16 protein-coding genes are annotated in these 20477 nt (G+C 73.4%); 8 read left to right on the top strand and 8 right to left on the bottom strand.

Annotation, left to right across the window (positions count from 1 at the left end; genetic code table 11):
* Nucleotides 1–16: 16 nt before the first annotated feature.
* Nucleotides 17–2485, bottom strand: coding sequence for an FAD-dependent oxidoreductase (locus ACFU0Y_RS04255; RefSeq protein ID WP_380213202.1), 2469 nt, complete (start codon nt 2483–2485; stop codon nt 17–19).
* A gap of 47 nt (nt 2486–2532) precedes the next feature.
* Nucleotides 2533–2895, bottom strand: coding sequence for a bifunctional 3-phenylpropionate/cinnamic acid dioxygenase ferredoxin subunit (locus ACFU0Y_RS04250; protein ID WP_133409841.1), 363 nt, complete (start codon nt 2893–2895; stop codon nt 2533–2535).
* Nucleotides 2896–3254: 359 nt separating this feature from the next.
* Between ACFU0Y_RS04250 and ACFU0Y_RS04245 the strand changes: the two genes are divergently transcribed.
* From ACFU0Y_RS04245 to ACFU0Y_RS04225, 5 genes are all read left to right on the top strand, one after another.
* The gene (locus ACFU0Y_RS04245) at nt 3255–4445 is read left to right on the top strand and encodes an NAD(P)/FAD-dependent oxidoreductase (protein ID WP_380213201.1); all 1191 of its coding nucleotides are present in this window, start codon (nt 3255–3257) and stop codon (nt 4443–4445) included.
* Between the two features lie 71 nt (nt 4446–4516).
* Complete coding sequence (locus ACFU0Y_RS04240) at nt 4517–5680, top strand: aromatic ring-hydroxylating dioxygenase subunit alpha (protein WP_380213200.1); 1164 nt, start codon at nt 4517–4519, stop codon at nt 5678–5680.
* Nucleotides 5677–7629: a BCCT family transporter gene (locus tag ACFU0Y_RS04235; protein ID WP_380213199.1), complete on the top strand. Its 1953-nt coding sequence runs from the start codon at nt 5677–5679 to the stop codon at nt 7627–7629. The genes ACFU0Y_RS04240 and ACFU0Y_RS04235 overlap by 4 nt, the downstream gene beginning before the upstream one ends.
* 126 nt (nt 7630–7755) lie before the next feature.
* On the top strand, nt 7756–8601 hold the full coding sequence (locus ACFU0Y_RS04230; RefSeq protein ID WP_380213198.1) for an IclR family transcriptional regulator: 846 nt from the start codon (nt 7756–7758) through the stop codon (nt 8599–8601).
* Nucleotides 8602–8774: 173 nt separating this feature from the next.
* The gene (locus tag ACFU0Y_RS04225; RefSeq protein WP_380213197.1) at nt 8775–10079 is read left to right on the top strand and encodes a class I SAM-dependent methyltransferase; all 1305 of its coding nucleotides are present in this window, start codon (nt 8775–8777) and stop codon (nt 10077–10079) included.
* Here ACFU0Y_RS04225 and ACFU0Y_RS04220 read toward each other — a convergent pair.
* Complete coding sequence (locus tag ACFU0Y_RS04220; protein WP_380213196.1) at nt 10076–10942, bottom strand: hypothetical protein; 867 nt, start codon at nt 10940–10942, stop codon at nt 10076–10078. The two genes, ACFU0Y_RS04225 and ACFU0Y_RS04220, sit on opposite strands and share 4 nt — an antisense overlap.
* Before the next feature lie 220 nt (nt 10943–11162).
* On the opposite strand from ACFU0Y_RS04220, the gene ACFU0Y_RS04215 reads away from it, so the two are divergent.
* Nucleotides 11163–11837: an SDR family NAD(P)-dependent oxidoreductase gene (locus tag ACFU0Y_RS04215; RefSeq protein WP_380213195.1), complete on the top strand. Its 675-nt coding sequence runs from the start codon at nt 11163–11165 to the stop codon at nt 11835–11837.
* Nucleotides 11838–11879: 42 nt separating this feature from the next.
* Here ACFU0Y_RS04215 and ACFU0Y_RS04210 read toward each other — a convergent pair whose 3' ends face one another.
* From ACFU0Y_RS04210 to ACFU0Y_RS04195, 4 genes are all read right to left on the bottom strand, one after another.
* Nucleotides 11880–12995: an NAD(P)-dependent alcohol dehydrogenase gene (locus tag ACFU0Y_RS04210; RefSeq protein ID WP_380213194.1), complete on the bottom strand. Its 1116-nt coding sequence runs from the start codon at nt 12993–12995 to the stop codon at nt 11880–11882.
* Nucleotides 12996–13113: 118 nt separating this feature from the next.
* The gene (locus ACFU0Y_RS04205; RefSeq protein ID WP_380213193.1) at nt 13114–14748 is read right to left on the bottom strand and encodes an ATP-binding cassette domain-containing protein; all 1635 of its coding nucleotides are present in this window, start codon (nt 14746–14748) and stop codon (nt 13114–13116) included.
* Between the two features lie 206 nt (nt 14749–14954).
* The gene (locus tag ACFU0Y_RS04200) at nt 14955–16280 is read right to left on the bottom strand and encodes an MFS transporter (RefSeq protein ID WP_380213192.1); all 1326 of its coding nucleotides are present in this window, start codon (nt 16278–16280) and stop codon (nt 14955–14957) included.
* Between the two features lie 10 nt (nt 16281–16290).
* On the bottom strand, nt 16291–17307 hold the full coding sequence (locus tag ACFU0Y_RS04195) for a helix-turn-helix transcriptional regulator (RefSeq protein ID WP_380213191.1): 1017 nt from the start codon (nt 17305–17307) through the stop codon (nt 16291–16293).
* Between the two features lie 62 nt (nt 17308–17369).
* Between ACFU0Y_RS04195 and ACFU0Y_RS04190 the strand changes: the two genes are divergently transcribed.
* Entirely contained in the window at nt 17370–18428 is a 1059-nt protein-coding gene (locus ACFU0Y_RS04190) for an ATP-binding cassette domain-containing protein (RefSeq protein WP_380213190.1), read from the top strand.
* On the top strand, nt 18425–19249 hold the full coding sequence (locus ACFU0Y_RS04185; protein WP_380213189.1) for an ABC transporter permease: 825 nt from the start codon (nt 18425–18427) through the stop codon (nt 19247–19249). The genes ACFU0Y_RS04190 and ACFU0Y_RS04185 overlap by 4 nt, the downstream gene beginning before the upstream one ends.
* A 43-nt stretch (nt 19250–19292) precedes the next feature.
* On the opposite strand, the gene ACFU0Y_RS04180 is transcribed toward ACFU0Y_RS04185, so the two are convergent.
* Nucleotides 19293–20309 carry a magnesium and cobalt transport protein CorA gene (locus tag ACFU0Y_RS04180; RefSeq protein WP_380213188.1) on the bottom strand — a complete coding sequence of 339 codons (1017 nt, stop codon included), beginning with the start codon at nt 20307–20309 and terminating at the stop codon, nt 19293–19295.
* Nucleotides 20310–20477 lie beyond the last annotated feature (168 nt).

Here is a 20477-nt window from a genome sequence, read left to right as displayed (position 1 = left end):
CGCGGCGGCAGGGGCCTCAGCCGCGGATGCGCTCCATCCCGGGGTCCACGAGCGGCTCGGCGCTGACGGTGGCGGGGACGCGCTCGCCGAGGTACTCGATCTCCACGCCGTCCCCCTCGGAGAGCTCCGGCGGGAGCCAGGCGTAGGCGACCGGCCGGCCCACGGTGTGGCCGAAGACGGCGCTGGTGACGTAGCCGGCGGCGGCGCCGTCCACGTACACGGGCTCCTTGCCCAGGACCACGGAGCGGCCGTCGTCGATGGTCAGGCAGCGCAGCCGGCGCCGGACCTGGCCGTCGGAGGCCACGGCCTCCGAGCCCACGAAGTCGCCCTTGTCCTTCTTCACGGCGAAGTCCAGCCCCGCCTCCACCGCGGTGTGCTCGGTGGTCATGTCGGTGCCCCAGGACCGGTAGCCCTTCTCCACGCGCAGACTGTTGAACGCCGCGCGCCCCGCGGGGACGATGCCGAACTCCTGGCCCGCCTCGTGCAGCAGGTCCCACAGCCGCAGCCCCTGGTCGGCGGTGGTGTACAGCTCCCAGCCGAGCTCGCCCACGTAGGAGAGGCGCATCGCGGTGACCCGCAGGCCGCCCACCCGGATCTGCTTGGTGCGGAAGTACTTCAGGCCGTCGTTGGACAGGTCGTCGCGGGAGACCTTCGCCATGACCTCCCGTGCCTTCGGCCCCCACAGCCCGATGCAGCAGGTCTCGGCGGTGGTGTCCCGGACCACGGCCCAGGCGGTGGGGTCCTCGGCGCCCTGCCGGGTCGCCTCGGCGGACAGGTACGCCACGTCCACGCTGCTGTTGATGCCGGCCTGGAACAGGTTCTCGCTGAGCCGGGCCACGGTGATGTCGCTGCGGATCCCGGCCTTCTCGTCCAGCAGGAGGCAGTACGTCACGGCGCCCGGCTTGCGCAGGATGTTGCCGGTGGTGAGCCGCTGCAGCAGGGCGGCGGCGCCCGGCCCCTCGACCGTCACGCGCTTGAGCGGGGTCATGTCGTACATCGCCACGGCGGTGCGGGTCTTCCACGCCTCGACCGCCGCGATCGGCGAGTGGTACCGGGCCGCCCACGGCTCGCGCTCCGGCTCGCGCCACTCCTCCGGGAGCTGCTCCAGGAGCGCGGCGTTGGACTCGTACCAGTGCGGGCGCTCCCACCCGTGGCTCTCCAGGAAGAACGCGCCGAGCTCCAGCTCCCGGGGATAGAAGGGGCTGACCCGCAGGTTGCGCGGCGACTCCCGGGGCTGGAGGGGGTGGAGGACGTCGTAGATCTCCACGAAGTTCTGCTTGCCCGTCTCCTCCACGTACTCCGGGGAGAGCTGCACGTCGTCGAACCGGGTGGCCTCGCAGCCGTGCAGGTCCGTCTCCGAGGTGCCGTCCACCAGCAGCTCGGCCACGGCCTTGGCCACGCCTGAGGAGTGGGTGACCCACACCGCCTCCGCCACCCAGAACCCGGCGAGGTCCGGGGACTCGCCGATGAGCGGGCCCCCGTCCGGGGTGAAGGAGAAGATCCCGTTGAAGCCCTCGGCCACCTCGCTGCCCCGCAGGCTGGGGAGGAACCGCTGGCTCTCGGCCCACTGTGCCGTGAAGTCCTCGGGAGTGAAGTCCAGGCGGGAGGGCATCCGGTCGTGGGCGATGTCCCGGGGCGCGTAGTGCGGCAGGTGGTCGAGGTCCACCGGGATCGGGCGGTGGGCGTAGGAGCCGATGCCGATCCGGTCCCCCCACTCGCGGTAGTAGAGGTCCGCGTCCTGGTGCCGGAGGATCGGCAGGGTCGCGCCGTTCGGGGCGTCGTGCTTGCCCACGAGCTCCGGGACCGCGGAGGTGAAGACGTACTGGTGGGCCAGCGGCTGGATGGGGCACGGCATCCCGGCCATCTCGCCGATCGCGGGGCCCCAGAACCCGGCGCAGGAGACGACGATGTCCGCCGGCACGGTTCCGTCGGACGTGGTCACGCCGGTCACGCGGCCGTTCGACCGCTCGATGCCGGTGACGGTCGTCTCCGCGCAGTAGGTCACGCCGGCGCGGGAGGTGCGCTCGATGAGCACCTGCACCGCCCGGGCCGCCAGGGCGAGGCCGTCCGTGGGGACGTGGTAGCCGCCCAGCACCATCTCGGGGTTGACCAGGGGGTGCTGCTGGAGCACCTCCTCGGGCGTGAGCAGCCGGCCCTCGATCCCCCACGACGTCGCGTACCCCACCTTGCGCTGGAGCTCCTCCAGCCGCTCGGGGGTGGTGGCGACCTCGAGGCCGCCGACCTGGTTGAAGCAGCCCAGGGACACGAGCTTCTCCACGGTGTACCGCGCGAGGTGGGTCATCGTCCGTGACGGGTTCGTCTGGTAGACGAGTCCGGGGGCGTGGGACGTCGAGCCTCCGGGAAGGGGCAGCGGGCCCTGCTCGAGGACGGTGACGTCGGTCCAGCCGCGCTGGACCAGCTCGTCGGCAAGATTCGTGCCGACGATGCCGGCTCCGATGATGACGACGCGAGGGGTGGTGCTCATGAGGCGGTTCTCCTGACCTGCGGGTGTGGTGCGGGGGTCGGCCGGTGTCAGCCGGACTGGGACTCGTGGCCGTTGACGGTGAGACCGGGCGGCAGGTTCGGGGCCTCGGACGACTCCTCGACCATGATGTCCCCGTCCACGACGGTCACCACGTGGGTCCGGACCGGCAGCTTGGCCGGGGGCGCGTCCACCGCGCCGGTGCGGAGGTTGAACTTGGACGCGTGCAGCGGGCACTCCACCTCGCAGTCCTCCACCCAGCCGTCCGCGAGCGAGGCGTCCTGGTGGGTGCAGGTGTCGTCGAGGGCGAACAGCTCGCCCTCCTCCGTGTGGAACACGGCGATGGGCGGGACGGTGTCGAGGCGCAGGGCGTCACCGGGTGCGAGGTCCTTGAGGGGACAGGCCTTGTGCATCGGATCGGATCCTTTCCTGAGGAGGACGGGCCTGCCGTGCCGAGCGGTTCCGCTCCGGCCGAACTGGCTCACCATGAGCAACAGGCGTTGCAATGTGCAACAAGCGTGGGGACTGGGAACGGGCGCTGTCAAGAGATTCGCCCCAGCGGATTCGTGACCCACGCCACAGGGGGCCGCAATGTAAATTTCTCGCGTCGCAATGGCGCAACCCCTTGACGGGCCCCCCGGCGAGGCTCACTCTGAATCTCACATTACGAATCGTGTTGCACGAGTTGCGCGTCAGATCCAGGACCAGGCTTCACACCGCCGGCCCGGGTCGCCCCTCATCCGTTGCCTGTCTTTCGAAAGGGGTCCTTCTCATGGAGTCCCTCGTCATTGTCGGAGCGTCCCTGGCCGGCCTCTCGGCCGCCCGGGCCGCTCGTAGTCTCGGGTTCGCCGGGCGGCTGGTGATCATCGGTGATGATCCGCAGCGTCCCTACGACCGTCCGCCGCTGTCCAAGGACTTCCTGGCCGGGCGGATCGAGATCGCCGACCTGGCCCTGGAGACCGACACCGACGCGCTCGAGGCGGAGTGGATCCTGGGCACCCGGGCGGTGTCCTTCGACCCGGCCACCCGGCTGGTGCACCTCGAGGACGGGACCACCGTGCACGCCCCGGCCCTGGTGATCGCCACCGGCGCCTCGCCCCGGACCCTGCCCCAGATCGCCGACGCCGACAACGTGGTGAGCCTGCGCACCGTCGCCGACGCCCAGAAGCTGCGCGAGCTGGTGCGCGCGGGGGGCCGGATGGTGGTCGTCGGCGCCGGGTTCATCGGCGCCGAGGTCGCCTCCACCGCCCACGGACTGGGCATGGAGGTCACCGTGCTGGAGAAGTCCCCCACCCCGCTGTGCGGGCCGCTGGGCGCCCAGCTGGGCGCGGTCGTGGCCGGACTGCACGAGGCCGCCGGGGTCGAGCTGATCTGCGGGGCCGACATCGCCGACTTCACCCGCACCGACGGATCCGTGAGCGCGGTGCACCTGGCCGACGGGCGGGTGCTGGACACCGACGTGGTGGTCGTGGGCATCGGCGCGGTGCCCAACACCGCCTGGCTGGAGAGCTCCGGGATCGAACTGGGCAACGGCGTGGTCTGCGACGCCGTCGGGGGCACCAGCCTCCCCGGGGTCGTCGCGGTCGGTGACTGCGCCGCGTGGTGGGAGCCGGCCACCGGCCGCCACCACCGGGTGGAGCACTGGACCGGGGCCGCCCAGCGCCCGGCCGTGGCCATCGGCGCGCTGCTGGGCGCGGACCCGGCCACCCTGCCGGCGGTCAAGCCCCCCTACTTCTGGTCCGACCAGTACGGCACCCGCCTGCAGTTCGCCGGCGACGCCTCCCGCGCCGAGCGGGTGGTCTACGAGCACGGCGGCCCCGGGGAGGACTCCCTGCTGGCCGTCTACTACGCCGGGGACCAACCCGTGGGCGTGCTCGCCTGGAACCAGACCAAGCTCTTCTGCCGCTGGCGCAAGACCATCGAGAAACTCGCGTCCACCACCGCCCAGCTGGTCGCGGCCTGACCGCCCTTGCTCCTCTCTACCTCTTCCTGACCCACCGCGTTCCCCGCACCGCCTGAACCAAGGAGTTCGTGTTGTCGACCAACGTTGTCTCGGAGTCCCTGATCTCCACCCTGCCCGGATCCACCTACGTGGACGAGGCCGTCTTCCGCGCCGAACAGGAACGCATCTTCGAGCAGATGTGGTTCTGCGCCGTGCGCGCCGGTGACCTCGACAAGCCCGGCGCCTTCCGCACCGTGCAGATCGGCCGCGAGTCGATCATCATCACCCGCAACCGCAAGCACGGCATCCGCGCCTTCTACAACATCTGCCGCCACCGCGGAGTGAAACTGTGCATGGAGGACACCGGCGAGGCCGGCCGCTCCTTCCAGTGCCCCTACCACGCCTGGACCTACGACTTCGACGGCAAGCTCATCGCCGCCCCCAACCTCACCAAGATGCCCGACATCGACCGCCAGGAATACGGCCTGGTCACCGTCCCGGTCCGCGAGTACCTCGGCTACGTCTGGGTCTGCCTGGCCGAGAACCCGCCCTCCTTCGAGGACGACGTCATGGGCGACATCCAGGAACGCCTCGGCGACACCCAGGCCATCGAGGGCTACGACATCGCCAACCTCTCCCTGGGCCGGCGCATCACCTACGACGTGAAGGCCAACTGGAAGCTCATCATCGAGAACTTCATGGAGTGCTACCACTGCGCCACCATCCACCCCGAGCTCACCGAGGTCCTGCCCGAGTTCGCCGACGGCCTCGCCGCCCAGTACTTCGTCGGCCACGGCGCCGAGTTCGGCGACGACGTCCTGGGCTTCACCGTCGACGGCTCCGAAGGCCTCGACAAGCTCCCCGGCGTGGACGAGGACCACGACCGCCGCTACTACGCGATCACCGTCCGCCCCACCGTGTTCGTCAACCTCGTGCCCGACCACGTGATCATCCACCGGATGTTCCCGATGGCCCCGGACCACACCATCGTGGAGTGCGACTGGCTCTACCTGCCCTCGGTCGTGGACTCCGGCAAGGACGTCTCCGCCTCCGTGGAGCTCTTCCACCGCGTCAACCAGCAGGACTTCGACGCCTGCGAACGCTGCCAGCCCGCCATGAGCTCCAAGATCTACGCCACCGGCGGGGTCCTCGTCCCCTCCGAACACCACATCGGCGCCTTCCACGACTGGATCACCGACAAGATCGGCGACGTCGTCCCCACCACGGGCGCCAAGAGCCAGGAGAAGGTCCGATGAGCAACGACGACTCTCGCACCGACCCGGTGCCCGCCGAGGAGCCGACGGCGCAGCCCGCGACGGCCCCCGTGGACGACACGACCCTGCTGCACGAGGCCGAGGCCGAGGAGGTCGCGATCCTCGACGAGCTCAAGGACGGGGTCGCCGAGCGGAGAAGGTCCTTCCGTGCCGGCCTGGAAGGTCTCGACCGGACCATCTTCGTGGTCACCGGAGCTCTCGTGGCCGCATTCGTGCTCTGGGGGTTCCTCAACACGGAGAGCCTGTCCAACGCCTCGACGGTGGCGCTGGGCTGGGTGCTGCAGAGCACCGGGTGGCTCTTCGTGCTCCTGGCCTCGCTGTTCGTGGTCTTCGTGCTCTGGCTGGCCATCGGCCGGTTCGGCAACATCCCGCTCGGCCAGGACGGCGAGCGCCCGGAGTTCCGGACGGTGTCGTGGATCTCGATGATGTTCGCCTGCGGCATGGGCATCGGCCTGATGTTCTACGGCGTCGCCGAGCCGCTCTACCACTACATCGCCCCGCCGCCGGCCACGGCCGACGCGCAGACGGCCGAGGCCATCGAGGCGGCGATGGCCACGTCGCTGTTCCACTGGACGCTGCACCCGTGGGCGATGTACGCGGTGGTCGGCATCGCCATCGCCTACGGCACCTTCCGGCTGGGCCGCAAGAACCTGCTCTCCGAGGCGTTCGTCTCGATCTTCGGGCGCAAGGCCGTGGACGGCGTGGGCGGGAAGATCATCAACATGCTCGCCATCTTCGCGACCGTCTTCGGGACCGCCGCGTCGCTCGGCCTGGGCGCCCTGCAGATCGGCAGCGGACTGCAGTTCAACGGCGTCATCGCCGAGGTGACCACCCCGTTGCTGGTGGTCGTCATCGCGGTGCTGACGTTCTGCTTCGTGGCCTCCGCCGTCTCCGGCATCGCCCGGGGCATCCAGTTCCTCTCGAACACCAACATGGTGCTGGCCCTCCTCATGGCGGTCATCATCTTCGTGGTGGGTCCCACCGTCTTCATCCTCAACCTCATTCCCTCCTCGATCGGCTCCTACGCGCAGGAGCTGCCGGAGATGTCCGCCCGCACGGAGGCGCTGGGTGACGAGGGGATGCGCGAGTGGCTGTCGGGGTGGACCATCTTCTACTGGGCCTGGTGGGTGTCCTGGACTCCCTTCGTGGGCATGTTCGTGGCCCGGATCAGCCGGGGCCGGACCATCCGCCAGTTCGTGGTGGGCGTGCTCGTGGTGCCGTCGCTGGTGTCCCTCATGTGGTTCGCCGTCTTCGGCGGCACCGCCATCGACATCCAGCGCCGGGCCGACGCCACGCCGGACCCGAACGACGGCATCGCCACGGTCGTGGACGGGTCCCCGACCATCTCCTTCGACAGCGCGATCTACGACATGTTCACCGGACTGGACCTGCCGCAGGCCGTCACGGTCGCTCTCGCCGTGCTGGCCATGGTGCTCACCGGGATCTTCTTCGTCACGGGTGCCGACTCGGCGTCCATCGTGACCGGGTCGCTCAGCTCCCGCGGCAGCCTGGAGCCCTCCCGACCCGTCGTCATCTTCTGGGGTGTGCTCATGGGCAGCGTCGCCGCGGTGATGCTCCTGGCCGGTGGTGACGACCCCGCCGCCGCGCTGGGCGGTCTGCAGCGGATGACGATCGTCTCCGCCCTGCCGTTCATCCTGGTGATGTTCCTGCTGTGCTTCGCGCTGGCGCGGGACCTGCGCCGGGATCCGATGTGGTTGCGCAAGCGCCTGTCCGACTCCGTGATGAACCGCGCGGTGCGCAACGCCGTCGACGAGTACGGGCACCAGAAGTTCACCCTGGTCACCCGGGAGAGCACGGATCCGAACACGGCCGAGTTCCGGGCCGTGGACGCCACGGCCGCCGGTCAGCCGATCTACGCCCAGCAGAACGGCCGGGCGGCCGCCCGGAAGAAGGAGACCAACCCCTCGTGACGGGCCGTGCCGGGCCGGGACACCCCGGTCCGGGACGACCCGTCCGGGCGGCCGGCCTCTGCGGTGCCGGCCGCCCGGGGTGGAGCGGACGGGAGCGCACCAGTGACCAGTGACTACTATGGGGACATGTCCCTATCAGCCCACAGCCCTTCGCCCACTTCCGACACCGCAACGGAGCAGCCCAGCTCGGACGGGGTGACCCCCGGCGGCGTCCAGTCCGTGGACCGGGCGATCACGGTGCTCGAGGTCCTCGCCCGGACCGGTGGGTCGACGGTGACCGAGGTGGCCGCGGAGCTGGGCGTGCACAAGTCCACCGCCTCGCGGCTGCTCGGTGCCCTCGAGTCCCGGGGTCTCGTGCACCATCCCAGCGACGGCAGCCCGTATCAGCTCGGCTTCGGCATCCTGCGCCTGGCGCACGCGATCCCCGGCCGGTTGAGCGTGGTCGCCGAGGCGCACGACGAGATCCGGGAGCTGGCACGGACCCACTCCGAGACCGTCAACCTGGCGGTGCTGCGGGAGGGACGCGCGGTCAACGTGGACCAGGAGATGGGCCCCTCGACCGTGTCCACCCACGACTGGATCGGCAGCCTGACCCCGTTGCACGCCACCGCCAGCGGAAAGGTGCTGCTGGCGGGACTGCCGTCCGACGAGAGGGCCCAGCTCCTGCGCGCCCACGGCCTGCCGGCGCTCACCGCACGCACGATCACGTCGAGGAAGCAGCTGGAACGCCAGTTGATCGACGTGGTCAGCCGGGGCTACGCCACCGTGTGCGAGGAGTTCGAGATCGGCCTGAACTCGGTGGCCGTGCCCGTGCGGGACCACCTCGGCACGGTCATCGCCTCGATCAGCGTCTCGGGACCGGCGTTCCGGTTCACGGAGCAGCACATGGCCGACCTCGTCGAGGACCTCAAGAAGGCCGGCCTGCGGGTCAGCCGGCGCATGGGCTACGCCCCCCTCGACGCTTCCGGATAGGCCCGCGCCGCGCCGCGCCGTCCGGCCCTGCGACCCCGCCCCCGCGAAGTCACCGGTCTCCTCCGAGATGCCCGCACATGTGTCGCGGTCTCGGGCGAACCCGGTGACTTCGGGCGTCCGACCGGGCACTCTGGAGGGTGACGTCTCCAGGCGCCGAAGGAGGGGCGGTCGACATGGTGAGGGGACCGGGGGTGGCCCCGCGGCTGGCCGGAATGCTGGGCATCGTGCTGGGCACGGACCGGATCCCGGTCCGCCTCCGCGCGTGGGACGGTTCGGAGGCCGGTTCGCCCGGAGCACCGGTGATCGAGATCCGGTCCCGGCGGACCCTGCGCCGGCTCCTGTGGTCTCCCGGACAGCTCGGCTTGAGCCGCGCCTACGTGGCAGGTGAGCTCGACCTCCCGGGCGACCTCTTCGCGACCGTCGCCGCCCTCACCGCCACCGGACGACTCACCGAGCCCGTTCCCCTGACGGCGCGCGAACGATGGAGGCTGCTCCGGTCCGCCGCCGCGCTGGGCGCACTGGGACCCGAGCCGGCCCCGCCTCCCGAGGAGGTGCACCTGGCCGGCATCGGCGGGCGGCACTCGAAAGCCCGCGACGCCGCGGCGGTCTCGCACCACTACGACCTCGGCAACGACTTCTACGCCGTGGTCCTCGGCCCCTCCATGGTCTACTCCTGCGCCGTCTGGGACGACCCGTCCGGGGGTCTGGAGGCGGCGCAGGCGGCCAAGCACGACCTGGTGTGCCGAAAGCTGGGGCTGCGGTCCGGCATGCGGGTGCTGGACGTGGGCTGCGGCTGGGGCGCCTTCGCCCTGCACGCCGCCCGGCATCACGAGGTCGACGTCGTCGGGGTCACCCTCTCTCCCGAGCAGGCCACCCTGGGCCGCGAGCGGGTGCGTGCCGCCGGGCTGGCCGAGCGGATCGACATCCGGGTCCAGGACTACCGCGACGTCGACGACGGGCCCTTCGACGCCGTCTCCTCGATCGGCATGTCCGAGCACGTCGGCGACGACCAGATCGACGGCTACGCCTCGCACCTGCACGGGCTGCTGCGCCCGGGTGCCCGCCTGCTCAACCACGCGATCGCACGGCGGACCGGGGATCCCCGGCGGGCCGGGGAGGCCCGGCAGGATCCCAGCACGTTCATGGCCCGCTACGTCTTCCCCGACACCGAGGTGCTCAGTCTGACCCGGACGATCGGCGCGCTGGAGGCCGGCGGGCTGGAGATCCTCGACGTGGAGGCCCTGCGCCTGCACTACCCGCTGACCCTCAGGGCGTGGGCGCAGCGCCTCGAGGAGCACTGGTCCGAGGCGGTCCGGCTCGTCGGGGAGGGGCGGGCCCGGACGTGGCGGCTCTACCTGGTCGCCGCGGCCTGGACGTTCGAGTCCGGCCGGCAGGGCGTCAACCAGGTGCTCGTGCAGCGCCCCGGCGGCACCCCGCCGCCCCTGGCGCGGCCCTGGCGGACACCCGCGGACCGCTAGGCGCGGAAGGAGGCGATCATCGCCTCGACCTGCCGGTGCTGCTCCGATCCGGCGTACTCCCGGGCGGCCTCGAGGGTGGGGAAGTCGTGGACCGAGCTGAGGACGACCGTCCGGTAGGTGATGCCGTTGGGCGCGACCACCCCGGTCTCGACCAGTCCCAGTCCGTACAGGACGTGCGGCAGCATCGCGGAGGGCGGCGGGGACTCCGCGTCGGTCAGCGAGGTCACGAGCCGCACGGCGTCCGGCCAGCCGTGCGCGTTGCGCAGTTCGGGCGCGGCCGTCAGGTCCATGGCCACCGAGCGCACCACGAACTCCCCGCTGCTGGACAGGGGCACTCCGCCCGGGACGTCCCCGAGGTGGGCCACCGGCGGCATCGAGCAGTCGGGGCCGCACTCGGCGCCCCACGCGATGAGCACCGACAGGTGGCCGACCGGGGCCCCGTCCGGCCCGAGCACCGTGACCGTGCCGCCGACGTCCGAGAACTCCCCGTCCACGCTCCACGTCGCGGGCAGCTCGAAGGCGAAGGCCGCGTCGGCGGCCGTGCCCGAGTACGTCACGAGCTCCGCGGGAGCAGGAGCCGGGTCCGCGGTGGGGTCCGGGGCGGGGCCGGCGGTGGGGCTCGCGGCCGGGTCGGCGGTCCCGCTCGCGGTCGGGTCGGCGGTCGGGTCCGCGGCCGTGCTCCCGGGGTCCGGCGCGGTCGGATCCGTGCCCGGCTCCGACGGGGACTCCGCCACCGTGGCGGCCGGACTCGTGCCCTCGGCCGACGGCCCCTCGGGGGACGGGGTGCCGCAGGAGGCCAGGAGGAGCAGGGTCGCGGCGGCCGCGCCCAGCACCCGGGCCGATCGTGCCCTGGTCGGTGACATGTGGACGGACCCCCGATCGCGGAGCACCCGGGTCGCGGGCGTCCGCCCGCTCCGGCCCCGAGAGCTGCAATCTACGCCCGCCGGTTCGCAATCGGCAACGGTGGGGAGCGAGGTCACGACGACCGTTGCGGAGCCGCAGTTCCCTGGGCGCTGTCGGAGAGCCTGGGTACGCTCGGAGCACGGCTCCGCGTCCGGGGCCGCACCGCGGACAGGAGTGGGCATGGACCTGAACGGCGCGAAGATCCTGGTGGTGGGGGCGACCGGCGTCCTCGGACGGCGGCTGTGCGAACGGCTGAGCGAGCGCACCACCGACATCGTGGTGACCGGCCGCTCGGCCTCCGGCGCCGAGGAGCTGCGGCAGCGGCTCGGTCTGCGCGCCGCCCACGCCCTGGACCTCGTGGACCACGACGAGGCCGCGGCGGTGGTGCGACGGGCGGTCGAGGAGCTGGGCGGGCTCGATGCCGTGGTGATCGCCACCGGGGTCGCCGCGTTCGGCCCGGCGGCCGACGAGGACGAGGCCGTCGTGGAGGAGCTGTTCGAGGTCAACGCGCTCGGCCCGATGGCCGTGCTCCGGGCGGCCCTGCCCCACCTCGCGGACGGCGGTGCGATCGCGGTCCTCACCGGCGTGGTCGCGGAGCTGCCGCTGGCCGGGATGGCCGGCTACGCCGCCAGCAAGGCGGCCATGGCCTCGTGGCTGGGCTCGCTGCGCCGGGAGCTGCGCCGTCGCAAGATCGCGGTGATGGACGCGCGGCTGCCGCACATGGACACCGGGCTCGTGGACCGGGCCCTCACCGGGCTGCCACCCCGGCTGCCGCCCGGGCACAACGTGGACGAGGTCATCGCCGCGGTCGAGCGCGGACTCGAGCGCGGCGTCCAGGAACTCCGCATCGGCTGACGCCCGGCGGCCGCATCCGCCGGGTCCGAGACCGCGGCGCGCTCACCCGGGCATGCGGATGACGGGCTTGACCACCTCGCCGGACGCACTGTCGGCGAGGGCCTGCTCGATCTCGTCGAGCTCGTAGAAGCGCACGAGCTCGTCGAACGGGAACCGCCCCTGCCGGTGCAGCTCGATGAGGGCGGGGATGAACGTCCCGCTGCGGCTGCCGCCGCCCAGCACCCCGATGATCCGCTTGCCCCACAGCGCGCGCAGGTGGTCGAGGCTGAAGCGAGCCTGCGCGGGAGCACCCCCGATCAGCACGAGCGTGCCCAGCATGCCCACGCAGTCCGCGGCCTGCTCCACGACGGGGACCACCCCGGTGCACTCGAAGGCGTAGTCCGCGGTGCCGCCCGTGATCCGAGCGACCTCCGCGACCACGTCCGTGTCCCGGGAGTTGATGACATGGGTCGCCCCGTAGCGGGTGGCCAGTTCCAGCCGGGAGTCGTGCAGGTCCACGGCGATGACCGTGGTGGCGGCGGTGCAGCGGGAGGCCATGATCGCGGCCAGCCCCACGGCCCCCACCCCGAAGACCACCAGCGACGAGCCCGGCTCGGGGCGGGCCTCGTTGAGCACCGCGCCGGCGCCCGTGCCCAGCCCGCAGGCCAGGGGTCCGAGCAGCTCGAGCGGCACGTCGTCGGGAGCCGTGACGAGGGAGTCGGCGAGGACGAGCGAGCAGGTCGCGAAGGAGGACTGACCGAAGAAGTGGCCGGAGATCTCCGAGCCGTCGGAGCGGGTGTAGGCCGAGGTCCCGGCGCCCTCGCCCCGGAAGCGGCGGCCCGAGACGAGGGCCTCCCCCGTCCGGAGGCAGTACCGGGGCTGCCCGTCGAGACAGTTGCGGCACGCGCCGCACGAGGGCCAGCCGATCACCACCCGGTCCCCCGGCGCGATCTCGGCGACGCCCTCGCCGACCCGCTCCACGATCCCCGAGCCCTCGTGGCCCAGGATCCCCGGCAGGGGCAGCGGCATGTCCCCCGCCCGGGTGATGGCGTCGGTGTGGCAGACCCCGGTCGCGACGATCCGGACCAGGGCCTCCCCGGGGCCCGGCTCGGCGAGCTCGACGTCCTCCAGCGCGAACGGGGCGCCGATCCCCTCGACGACGGCGGCGCGGATCCTCATGCGGTGCTCCTCGGGATGTCGTGGCAGCGGGGCTGCCTGCTGTGACGGCGGTCACCCGCCCTCTGCACCGCAGTCTAGGGGCGGCTCCCCGCCCTGTCCTCCGCCGTGCGCGGGGCCGTCACAGCATCCGCCGCGGCCAGCCCTTCGCATCCCGCAGGAGCTGCCGGTCGTGGGTGGTCAGCACCACGGCCGCGGCCGTCGCGGCGAGGGCCTCGGTGAGCTCGTCCACGAGGGTGATCGAGAGGTGGTTGGTCGGCTCGTCCAGCAGCAGGGCGTGCGGCCGGGACGCCAGCACCACGGCCAGCTCGAGGCGCCGCCGCTGCCCGGCGGACAGCTCCGCCACGGGACGCCCGCGGTCCCGCGCCGCCAGCAGGCCGAGGGCCTCCAGCGGGAGCACCTCGTGCTCGGCCAGCCGCCCCGCCAGCACGAGCCGGACGAGCTCCTGCTCGTAGACCTCCTGGGCGGAGCGCGCACCGGCCCGTGGTCCCTCCTGCGGCAGGTGCCCGATCCGCACGCCGGGCGCGGCGGAGCGCCGCCCGGTGGTGGGGGCGAGGGCACCGGCGAGGACCTGCAGCAGGGTGGACTTGCCCGCTCCGTTGGGACCTCTGACCACCAGCCGGTCCCCGGACCCCAGCACCACGTCGACGGGCCGCGGCAGCCGGCCCCTGACCGTGACGCCCTCGGCGCGCACCAGGTCGACGCCGGGCAGCACCGGCAGCACCGGCACCGACAGCACGAGCGGCGGCTCCGGGACGTCCACGCGGTGCCGGTCGAGGTCCTCCTGCCGGCGGTGCACCGACCGGACGAGACCCGGTGCGCGGGTGGCGCGGGTGTGCTTGCCGGTGCCCTTCTCGGGGCGCCAGCCGTCGACCAGGCGGGCGCGGGCGCGGTCGAGGTCGCCGCTCAGCCGGGCGTGCTCGGCCTGCTGCTCGCGGTGGTCGTGGATCCACCGCGAGCGCTCGGCGGTCCGGCCGGCGCGCCAGCCCGCCACGCCTCCGCCGTACCACCGGGGCCGGCCGTCCCGGCTGGGGTCCAGGTCCAGGACGGTGTCGACCACCTGGCCCAGCAGCCGCCGGTCGTGGCTGACCAGGACCACGCCGCCGCGGAACTCGCGCAGCGCCGCGCCGAGGTGGGCCAGCCCGGCGGCGTCGAGGTGGTTGGTGGGCTCGTCCAGCAGCAGGAGGTCGTGGACGGTGCCGAGCAGGCAGGCCAGGCGCACCCGGTAGCGCTGGCCCACCGAGAGGGTCCCGAGCACCCGGGAGCGGTCGGTCACGGCGTGCAGGGCCTGCAGGGCCAGGTCCACGCGCCGGTCGGCGTCCCAGGCGTCGAGGGCCTGGGCGACCGTCAGCGCCCGCGCGTACTCCTCCCCGGCGCCCGGCTCCTCCGCGGCGAGGGCCCGGGCGGCGGCCTCGACCTGCGCCACCGCGGCGTGCTCGGCGGCGAGCTCGAGGTCCAGGAGGTCCCCGACCGTGCCCTCGGGCGGGACGGGCAGCTCCTGGTCGACCACGGCGAGCGTGCCGGTGCGGCGGACCGTGCCGGCGTCCGGGGGGAGGGCGCCGGAGAGCACCTGCAGCAGCGAGGTCTTGCCCCGGCCGTTCTCCCCGACCACCCCGAGGCGGGTGGTCGGGGTGATCGTGAGGTCGAGTCCGTCGAGGACGGTGCGGGGCCCGCGGACCAGGCGGATCCCGGTGGCGGTCAGCTGGGCGTGCTCGCCCGCGGGCACGGCGGGACGGTGGACGGGAACGGTGGACATGCTTCCTCCGGGGTGCGGAGCGGCGCACGGCGGGACGGCCGGGGCTCCTGGCGAGGGGACGGGTGGGCAGGACGACGGACCCGCCGCGGCGGACGCACTGCGCGGCGGGAGCCGGAACCCCTCAGAGGAAGAAGTGGTGAAGCATGGTCGCTCCAGGATAGCCCGGGACCGCCGGCGGGGCGGCCGGGAGAGCTACCAGCTGGAGCTCAGGGGGTGCGGCGCTCCCGCAGGACGCCGGCCGTCAGGGCCGCGACGAGCGCGAAGACGGGCACCACGAGCAGCGCCGCCCGCAGCCCCGCCGCGTCCGAGAGCAGTCCGATCACCGGCGACAGCCCCAGGAAGCTGATCCGCATGAGCCAGCTGACCAGGGCCAGGCCCGTGCCGGTCCGCAGCCCGGGGATGTCGTCGGCGGCGTGGAAGGCCGCGGGCACGAGGGTGGCGCAGCCGAAGCCGGCCAGCGCGAAGCCCGCGACGGCCACCGCCGGCAGCGGGGCGAGGACCACGAGCAGCATCCCGGCCGCGCTCAGGGCGGCGCCCGCGCGGACCACCGCGGCACGGCCCCAGCGGTCGGTCATGGGGTCGCCGAGCAGCCGGCCCACGAACTGCGCCGCCATGAGCGCCACGAGCCCGAGCCCGGCGGTGGCCAGCGGGGCGCCGAGCTCGGTGTTGAGGTACACCGCCGACCAGTTCTGCCCCGCGTCCTCGACCATGACCCCGGCCATCGCGATGACGGCGACCGGGAGCAGGCTGACGACGACGACGCGCCCCGCCGACCGGCGTCCCGCCCCGGCACGCCCGGACTTCCCGTCCGGACGGGAGTCCGCGGTGCCGGGGCCCGTCGTCGTCGTACCGCCCGCCGGTGCGGCGTCGCGCTGCGTGTCCTCCGCGCGGACGGTGCGCAGCTCCTGGCCCTCTGCCGGGCTCAGCGCGGCGCGCAGCGCCACGAGGGCGACCGCGCTCCACACGAGCCCGCTCACCGGCAGGTGCCAGCCCAGGGGCACGCCGAGGGCGAGCGCCGCGGCGCCCATGAGCCCGCCGACCACGGCGCCCAGGCTCCACAGGGCGTGCAGGGAGTTGATGATGGACCGCCCGCGGGCGCGCTGGACCTCCATCCCCTGGGCGTTCTGGGCGGTGTCCACGTGGGCGTCCAGGGCACCGCCCAGGAACATCGCCGCCAGGAACACCGTCACGCCCAGGCCCGTGCCGGCGCCCAGGCCGGCCCCGGCCCCGGCGGCCGCGAGGCACACGGAGAGCAGCACGGTGCCCAGCCCCGCCACCCGGCCGGAGCCGAAGCGGCGGATCGCCCGGGCGGGCAGGGCGCCCACGAGGATCGCCCCGAGCGGGAACGCCACGACCAGCAGGCCGTAGAGGGTGTTGGAGAGCCCGAACGCGTCCTTGACCTCCGGCAGGCGCGGCAGCAGGTTGGCGTAGAGGGCGCCGTTGGTGAGGAAGAACGCGGACACGGCGATCCGGGCGCGCCGGACCCGCGCGGGGCCGAGGGCCGTGGTGTGGGCGGTGCTGTGGGCGGTCACGCCCACGACTCTAGGGGCTGGTGCCCGCTCCCTCCGCACCCGGTGCCCCGCCGGCCGGGGGCGGCGTGCCGTCCAGGGCGGCGCCGAGCCGGTCCCGGAAGCCGCGCAGGGCCTCGGCGACCTCGTCCGAGCAGAGCAGCCGCCACGGCACGTCCTCCGGGATCCACGGCAGCGCCATGAGCAGCTCGGAGACCGAGCCGCCCGTGACGGTCCAGTCGACGGTGTCCCCCGGGCCCGGCACGGCCGTGGCCGCCCACGGCCCGAAGTGCTCGCGGACCCGCTCCAGGCCCACGGTCATCCGCACCGTCAGCTCGTGCCGCACGGCGGCCGCTCCGTGCGCGGCCAGGACGAACTCGGCGGCGTCCGCCGCGGGCAGCTCCCGCGGGGCGACGCGCACGGCGGTGCCCACCAGCTTCCGCAGCCGGTCGATGCGGAACGTGCGCCAGTCGGCGCGGTCGGCGTCCCAGGCCACCAGGTACCACCAGCGGTCCCGCGGCACCAGGGAGTGCGGCTCGACGAGGCGGGCGCTGTCCCGGCCCCGCCGGTCGACGTAGCGGAACCGCACCCGCTCGTGGTCGCGGCAGGCCAGGGCGAGCTGGGCGAGGACCTCGGTGGCCACGTGCGCGTCCGTGCGGGCCACCGGCACGGTGTGCGCCTGGATCGCCGCGACCCGGCGGCGCAGGTGCCGCGGCAGCACCTGCTGGACCTTGGCCAGGGCGCTCAGCGAGGTCTGCTCGCCGTCGCCGACGCCGTGGACCGCCGCGGTGCGCAGCCCCACGGCGATGGCCACGGCCTCGTCGTCGTCGAGGAGCAGGGGCGGGATGCTGGTGCCGCCGGCGAGCTGGTACCCGCCCGCGGTGCCGGGGCGGGCGGCGACCTCGTAGCCGAGCTCGCGCAGCCGGTCGATGTCCCGGCGCAGGGTCCGCTCGGAGACCGTCAGCCGCTCGGCGAGCTCGGGCCCCGACCAGTAGCGGTGGGTCTGCAGCAGGGACAGCAGCCGGAGCACCCGCGACGTCGGATCGGACATGTCCCGCAATCTACGCCCCCACGCGGACAGCAGGTGACCTGGATCCGCTCTACCGTGGACCCATGAGCACCCCACCCATCATCAGCGCCCGCGGGCTGAGCAAGAGCTTCCGCGGGGCCGGCGGCCGGACCGTCGAGGCGGTGGCCGACCTGACCATGGACGTGGCCCCCGGCACGCTGACCGCGTTCCTCGGGCCCAACGGCGCGGGCAAGTCCACCTCGCTGCGCATGCTCACCACGCTGCTGCGCCCCACCGGCGGGACCGCCACCGTGTGCGGCTTCGACGTCGCCCGGCAGCCCGCCGAGGTGCGGGCACGCATCGGCTACATCGGGCAGAAGAACGGGGCCGGGCAGTACCAGCGGGTCCGCGACGAGCTGCTCAGCCAGGGCGCCCTCTACGGGCTGAGCCGGGCCGAGACCCGGCGCCGCGTGGACGAGCTCGTGGAGGCCCTCGGCCTCGGCGACCTCGTCCGCCGGCCCACCATGAAGCTCTCCGGCGGGCAGCGCCGCCGCGTGGACATCGCCCTGGGGCTGATCCCCGGCCCCCAGCTGCTCTTCCTCGACGAGCCCACGACCGGGCTGGACCCGCAGTCCCGCGCGCACCTGTGGGAGCACATCCTCGAGCTGCGCCGGCGCTACGGGACCACGCTGTTCCTCACCACCCACTACCTCGACGAGGCCGACCAGTTCGCCGAGCGGGTCATGGTGGTGGACCGGGGACGGATCATCGCCGACGACACCGCCTCCCGGCTCAAGACGGACCTGGCCGGGGACCGGATCACGCTCACCCTGGCGGCCGAACCGGCCGATCCCGCCGCCGCCGTGGCGGCCGTCCGGCGCGCGGCCGCGGCCGCGGGGGCCGGCCGCGCCGAGCCGGAGGCGGTCCGGTCCGGGGAGGGCACGCGCGTGGTCCTCGCCGTCGAGCACGGCGAGCGCGTGCTGCCCGCCCTGCTGCGCGGGCTCGACCGGGACGGCCGCACCGTGGACACCGCCGAGCTCGCCCGCCCGACCCTCGACGACGTCTTCCTCCGGCTCACCGGCCGGAGTCTGCGCGAGGAGCGGTCCGAGCCGCCCGAGACCGACCCGGCCGCCGAGGCCACGAGCGTGGGAGCACCCCGATGACCACAGTTCCGACCACCCGCGAGGCCCCCGGCGGGACCACCGGCGGCGGCACCGGCCGGGCCCGCCCGGCCGGGATCCTGCACGACTCCGTCAGCGTCTTCGTCCGCGAGCTCCGGCCCGTGATCCGGGACCCCTTCAGCCTGGTGTTCTCGCTCATGCAGCCGCTGATGTTCCTGGCCTTCTTCGGCCCGCTGCTCGGCGGGATGACCGGGCTGCCCCTCGACCAGGCGTTCCAGTGGTTCGTGCCGGGCATCGTGGTGATGATCGCGCTGTTCGGCACCGCCATGACCGGCTCGAACCTGCTGTTCGAGATCCAGTCCGGGGCGCACGAGCGGATGCTCGTGGCGCCCGTGACCCGGTCGGCGCTCATGGTGGGGCGCGCGTGCAAGGAGATGGTGCCGCTGGTCCTGCAGGCGCTGGTGCTCTCCGGGGTGGCCGCGTTCTTCGGCTTCCGCCCGTCCCTGCCCGGAATGGCCGTGGGCCTGGCGATCCTCGCCGTCTTCGGGGTGGGTCTGGGGGCGCTGAGCTACGCCCTGGCCATCGTCTCGCGGAACCGGGACTGGATGTTCTGGACCGTGCAGCAGGGGCTGCTGTTCCCGCTGATGCTGCTGTCCGGGATGCTCCTGCCGCTCTCGGCGGGCCCCGGGTGGATGCAGGCGCTCTCCCGGTTCAACCCGCTCACCTACATGGTCGACGCCGAGCGGGCGCTGTTCAACGGCCAGTTCGGGGACCCGGCCGTGGCGGCCGGCGCGCTCGCGGCGGTCCTGCTGGCCGCCCTGGGACTGGCCGTGGGGATCCGGGCGATGCGCAACAGCATCTGAGCATCCCGCCGGGCGTGCCGGCGGGAAGCTCGCTCGGCGCCGCTCAGAGCCACCGCTTCCACTTGAACACCCCGTAGAGGACCACGCCCATGCCCAGCATGGCCAGCAGCGCGAGGGGATAGCCCAGCGGCCAGGCGAGCTCGGGCATCTGCTCGAAGTTCATCCCGTACACCGTGCCCACCAGCGTGGGGGCGAAGAGGATCGCGGCCCAGGAGGAGATCCGCTTGACCTCCTCGCTCTGCGCCAGGGCCGACTCGGTGAGCCGCTGCATCTCGTCGTTCTGCCGCTGCCCCACGAGGGTCGCGTGCACCGTGAGGGCGTTCTGCAGGAGGAGCCGGAACGCGTCCGCCCGCTCCCCCACCCGGATGGCGTGGTCCTGCACGTCCCGCAGCCGCTGCTGCAGCTCCACGCCGAGCCCGTACTTCTCCGCCCCGGCCTGCAGCGCCTCCAGCATGGCCACCAGCGGGTGGACGGCGCGCTGGAACTCGATGACCTCCCGGGAGAGCTCGTAGACGCGGCGGGAGACATCCCGGTCCGCGCCGAAGATCTGGTCCTCGATCTCGTCGATGTCGTTCTCCAGCCCGGCCACCACGGGGGCGTAGCCGTCGACCACCTCGTCCAGGATCCCGTACAGCACCGCCTGTGGGCCCGTGCCCAGCAGCTCCGGAGCGGCCTCCAGCCGGCGCCGGACCGCCGCCAGGTCGGGGGACTCGGCGTGGCGGACCGTCACCACGAAGTCGCGGCCCACGAACACGTGCAGCTCCCCGAACTCGACCTTCTCCACGTCGTCCAGGTACCGGGCCGGCCGGAGCACCACGAAGAGGGTGTCGCCGAAGCGCTCCAGCTTGGCCCGCTGGTGCCCCTTCAGGGCGTCCTCCACCGCGAGGTCGTGCAGCCGGAACTCCGCGGCCACGGACTGCACCTCGACCGGCCCGGGGCGGTAGAGGCCGATCCAGGCCATCCCGCCGCGCCCGCGCAGCGCCGCGTAGGTCTCGTCGAGGTCCTCCGGGGTCGACGCACGCCGGCCCTCCACGTACACCACGTTGTCCACCAGCGTCACCGTGTGCCGCCTCCCGTCCTGTCCGTCGCCCGTCCCGCCCCATCATGACAGGACCCGACCCCGGCCAGGACCGCCCCGCTGCCGCGCTCCCCACCCGCGAACTCCCCCACCCGCCCGCCCGCGCCCCCCAGGTGCAGCGGTGCCCTGTACTCGCAATCCGCTCTAGCG

It is taken from the genome of Kocuria sp. NPDC057446, from assembly GCF_042802875.1.
GTDB lineage: Bacteria > Actinomycetota > Actinomycetes > Actinomycetales > Micrococcaceae > Kocuria.
Note: the sequence above shows the minus strand (reverse complement) of the source record. Positions and strands in the feature narration are given on the sequence as shown.

Coding starts and splice junctions, on each gene's coding strand:
- ACFU0Y_RS04255 (WP_380213202.1), bottom strand. CDS start 2,485: ATGAGCACCACCCCTCGCGTCGTCATCATCGGAGCCGGCATCGTCGGC.
- ACFU0Y_RS04250 (WP_133409841.1), bottom strand. CDS start 2,895: ATGCACAAGGCCTGTCCCCTCAAGGACCTCGCACCCGGTGACGCCCTG.
- ACFU0Y_RS04245 (WP_380213201.1), top strand. CDS start 3,255: ATGGAGTCCCTCGTCATTGTCGGAGCGTCCCTGGCCGGCCTCTCGGCC.
- ACFU0Y_RS04235 (WP_380213199.1), top strand. CDS start 5,677: ATGAGCAACGACGACTCTCGCACCGACCCGGTGCCCGCCGAGGAGCCG.
- ACFU0Y_RS04230 (WP_380213198.1), top strand. CDS start 7,756: ATGTCCCTATCAGCCCACAGCCCTTCGCCCACTTCCGACACCGCAACG.
- ACFU0Y_RS04225 (WP_380213197.1), top strand. CDS start 8,775: ATGGTGAGGGGACCGGGGGTGGCCCCGCGGCTGGCCGGAATGCTGGGC.
- ACFU0Y_RS04220 (WP_380213196.1), bottom strand. CDS start 10,942: ATGTCACCGACCAGGGCACGATCGGCCCGGGTGCTGGGCGCGGCCGCC.
- ACFU0Y_RS04215 (WP_380213195.1), top strand. CDS start 11,163: ATGGACCTGAACGGCGCGAAGATCCTGGTGGTGGGGGCGACCGGCGTC.
- ACFU0Y_RS04210 (WP_380213194.1), bottom strand. CDS start 12,995: ATGAGGATCCGCGCCGCCGTCGTCGAGGGGATCGGCGCCCCGTTCGCG.
- ACFU0Y_RS04205 (WP_380213193.1), bottom strand. CDS start 14,748: ATGTCCACCGTTCCCGTCCACCGTCCCGCCGTGCCCGCGGGCGAGCAC.
- ACFU0Y_RS04195 (WP_380213191.1), bottom strand. CDS start 17,307: ATGTCCGATCCGACGTCGCGGGTGCTCCGGCTGCTGTCCCTGCTGCAG.
- ACFU0Y_RS04190 (WP_380213190.1), top strand. CDS start 17,370: ATGAGCACCCCACCCATCATCAGCGCCCGCGGGCTGAGCAAGAGCTTC.
- ACFU0Y_RS04185 (WP_380213189.1), top strand. CDS start 18,425: ATGACCACAGTTCCGACCACCCGCGAGGCCCCCGGCGGGACCACCGGC.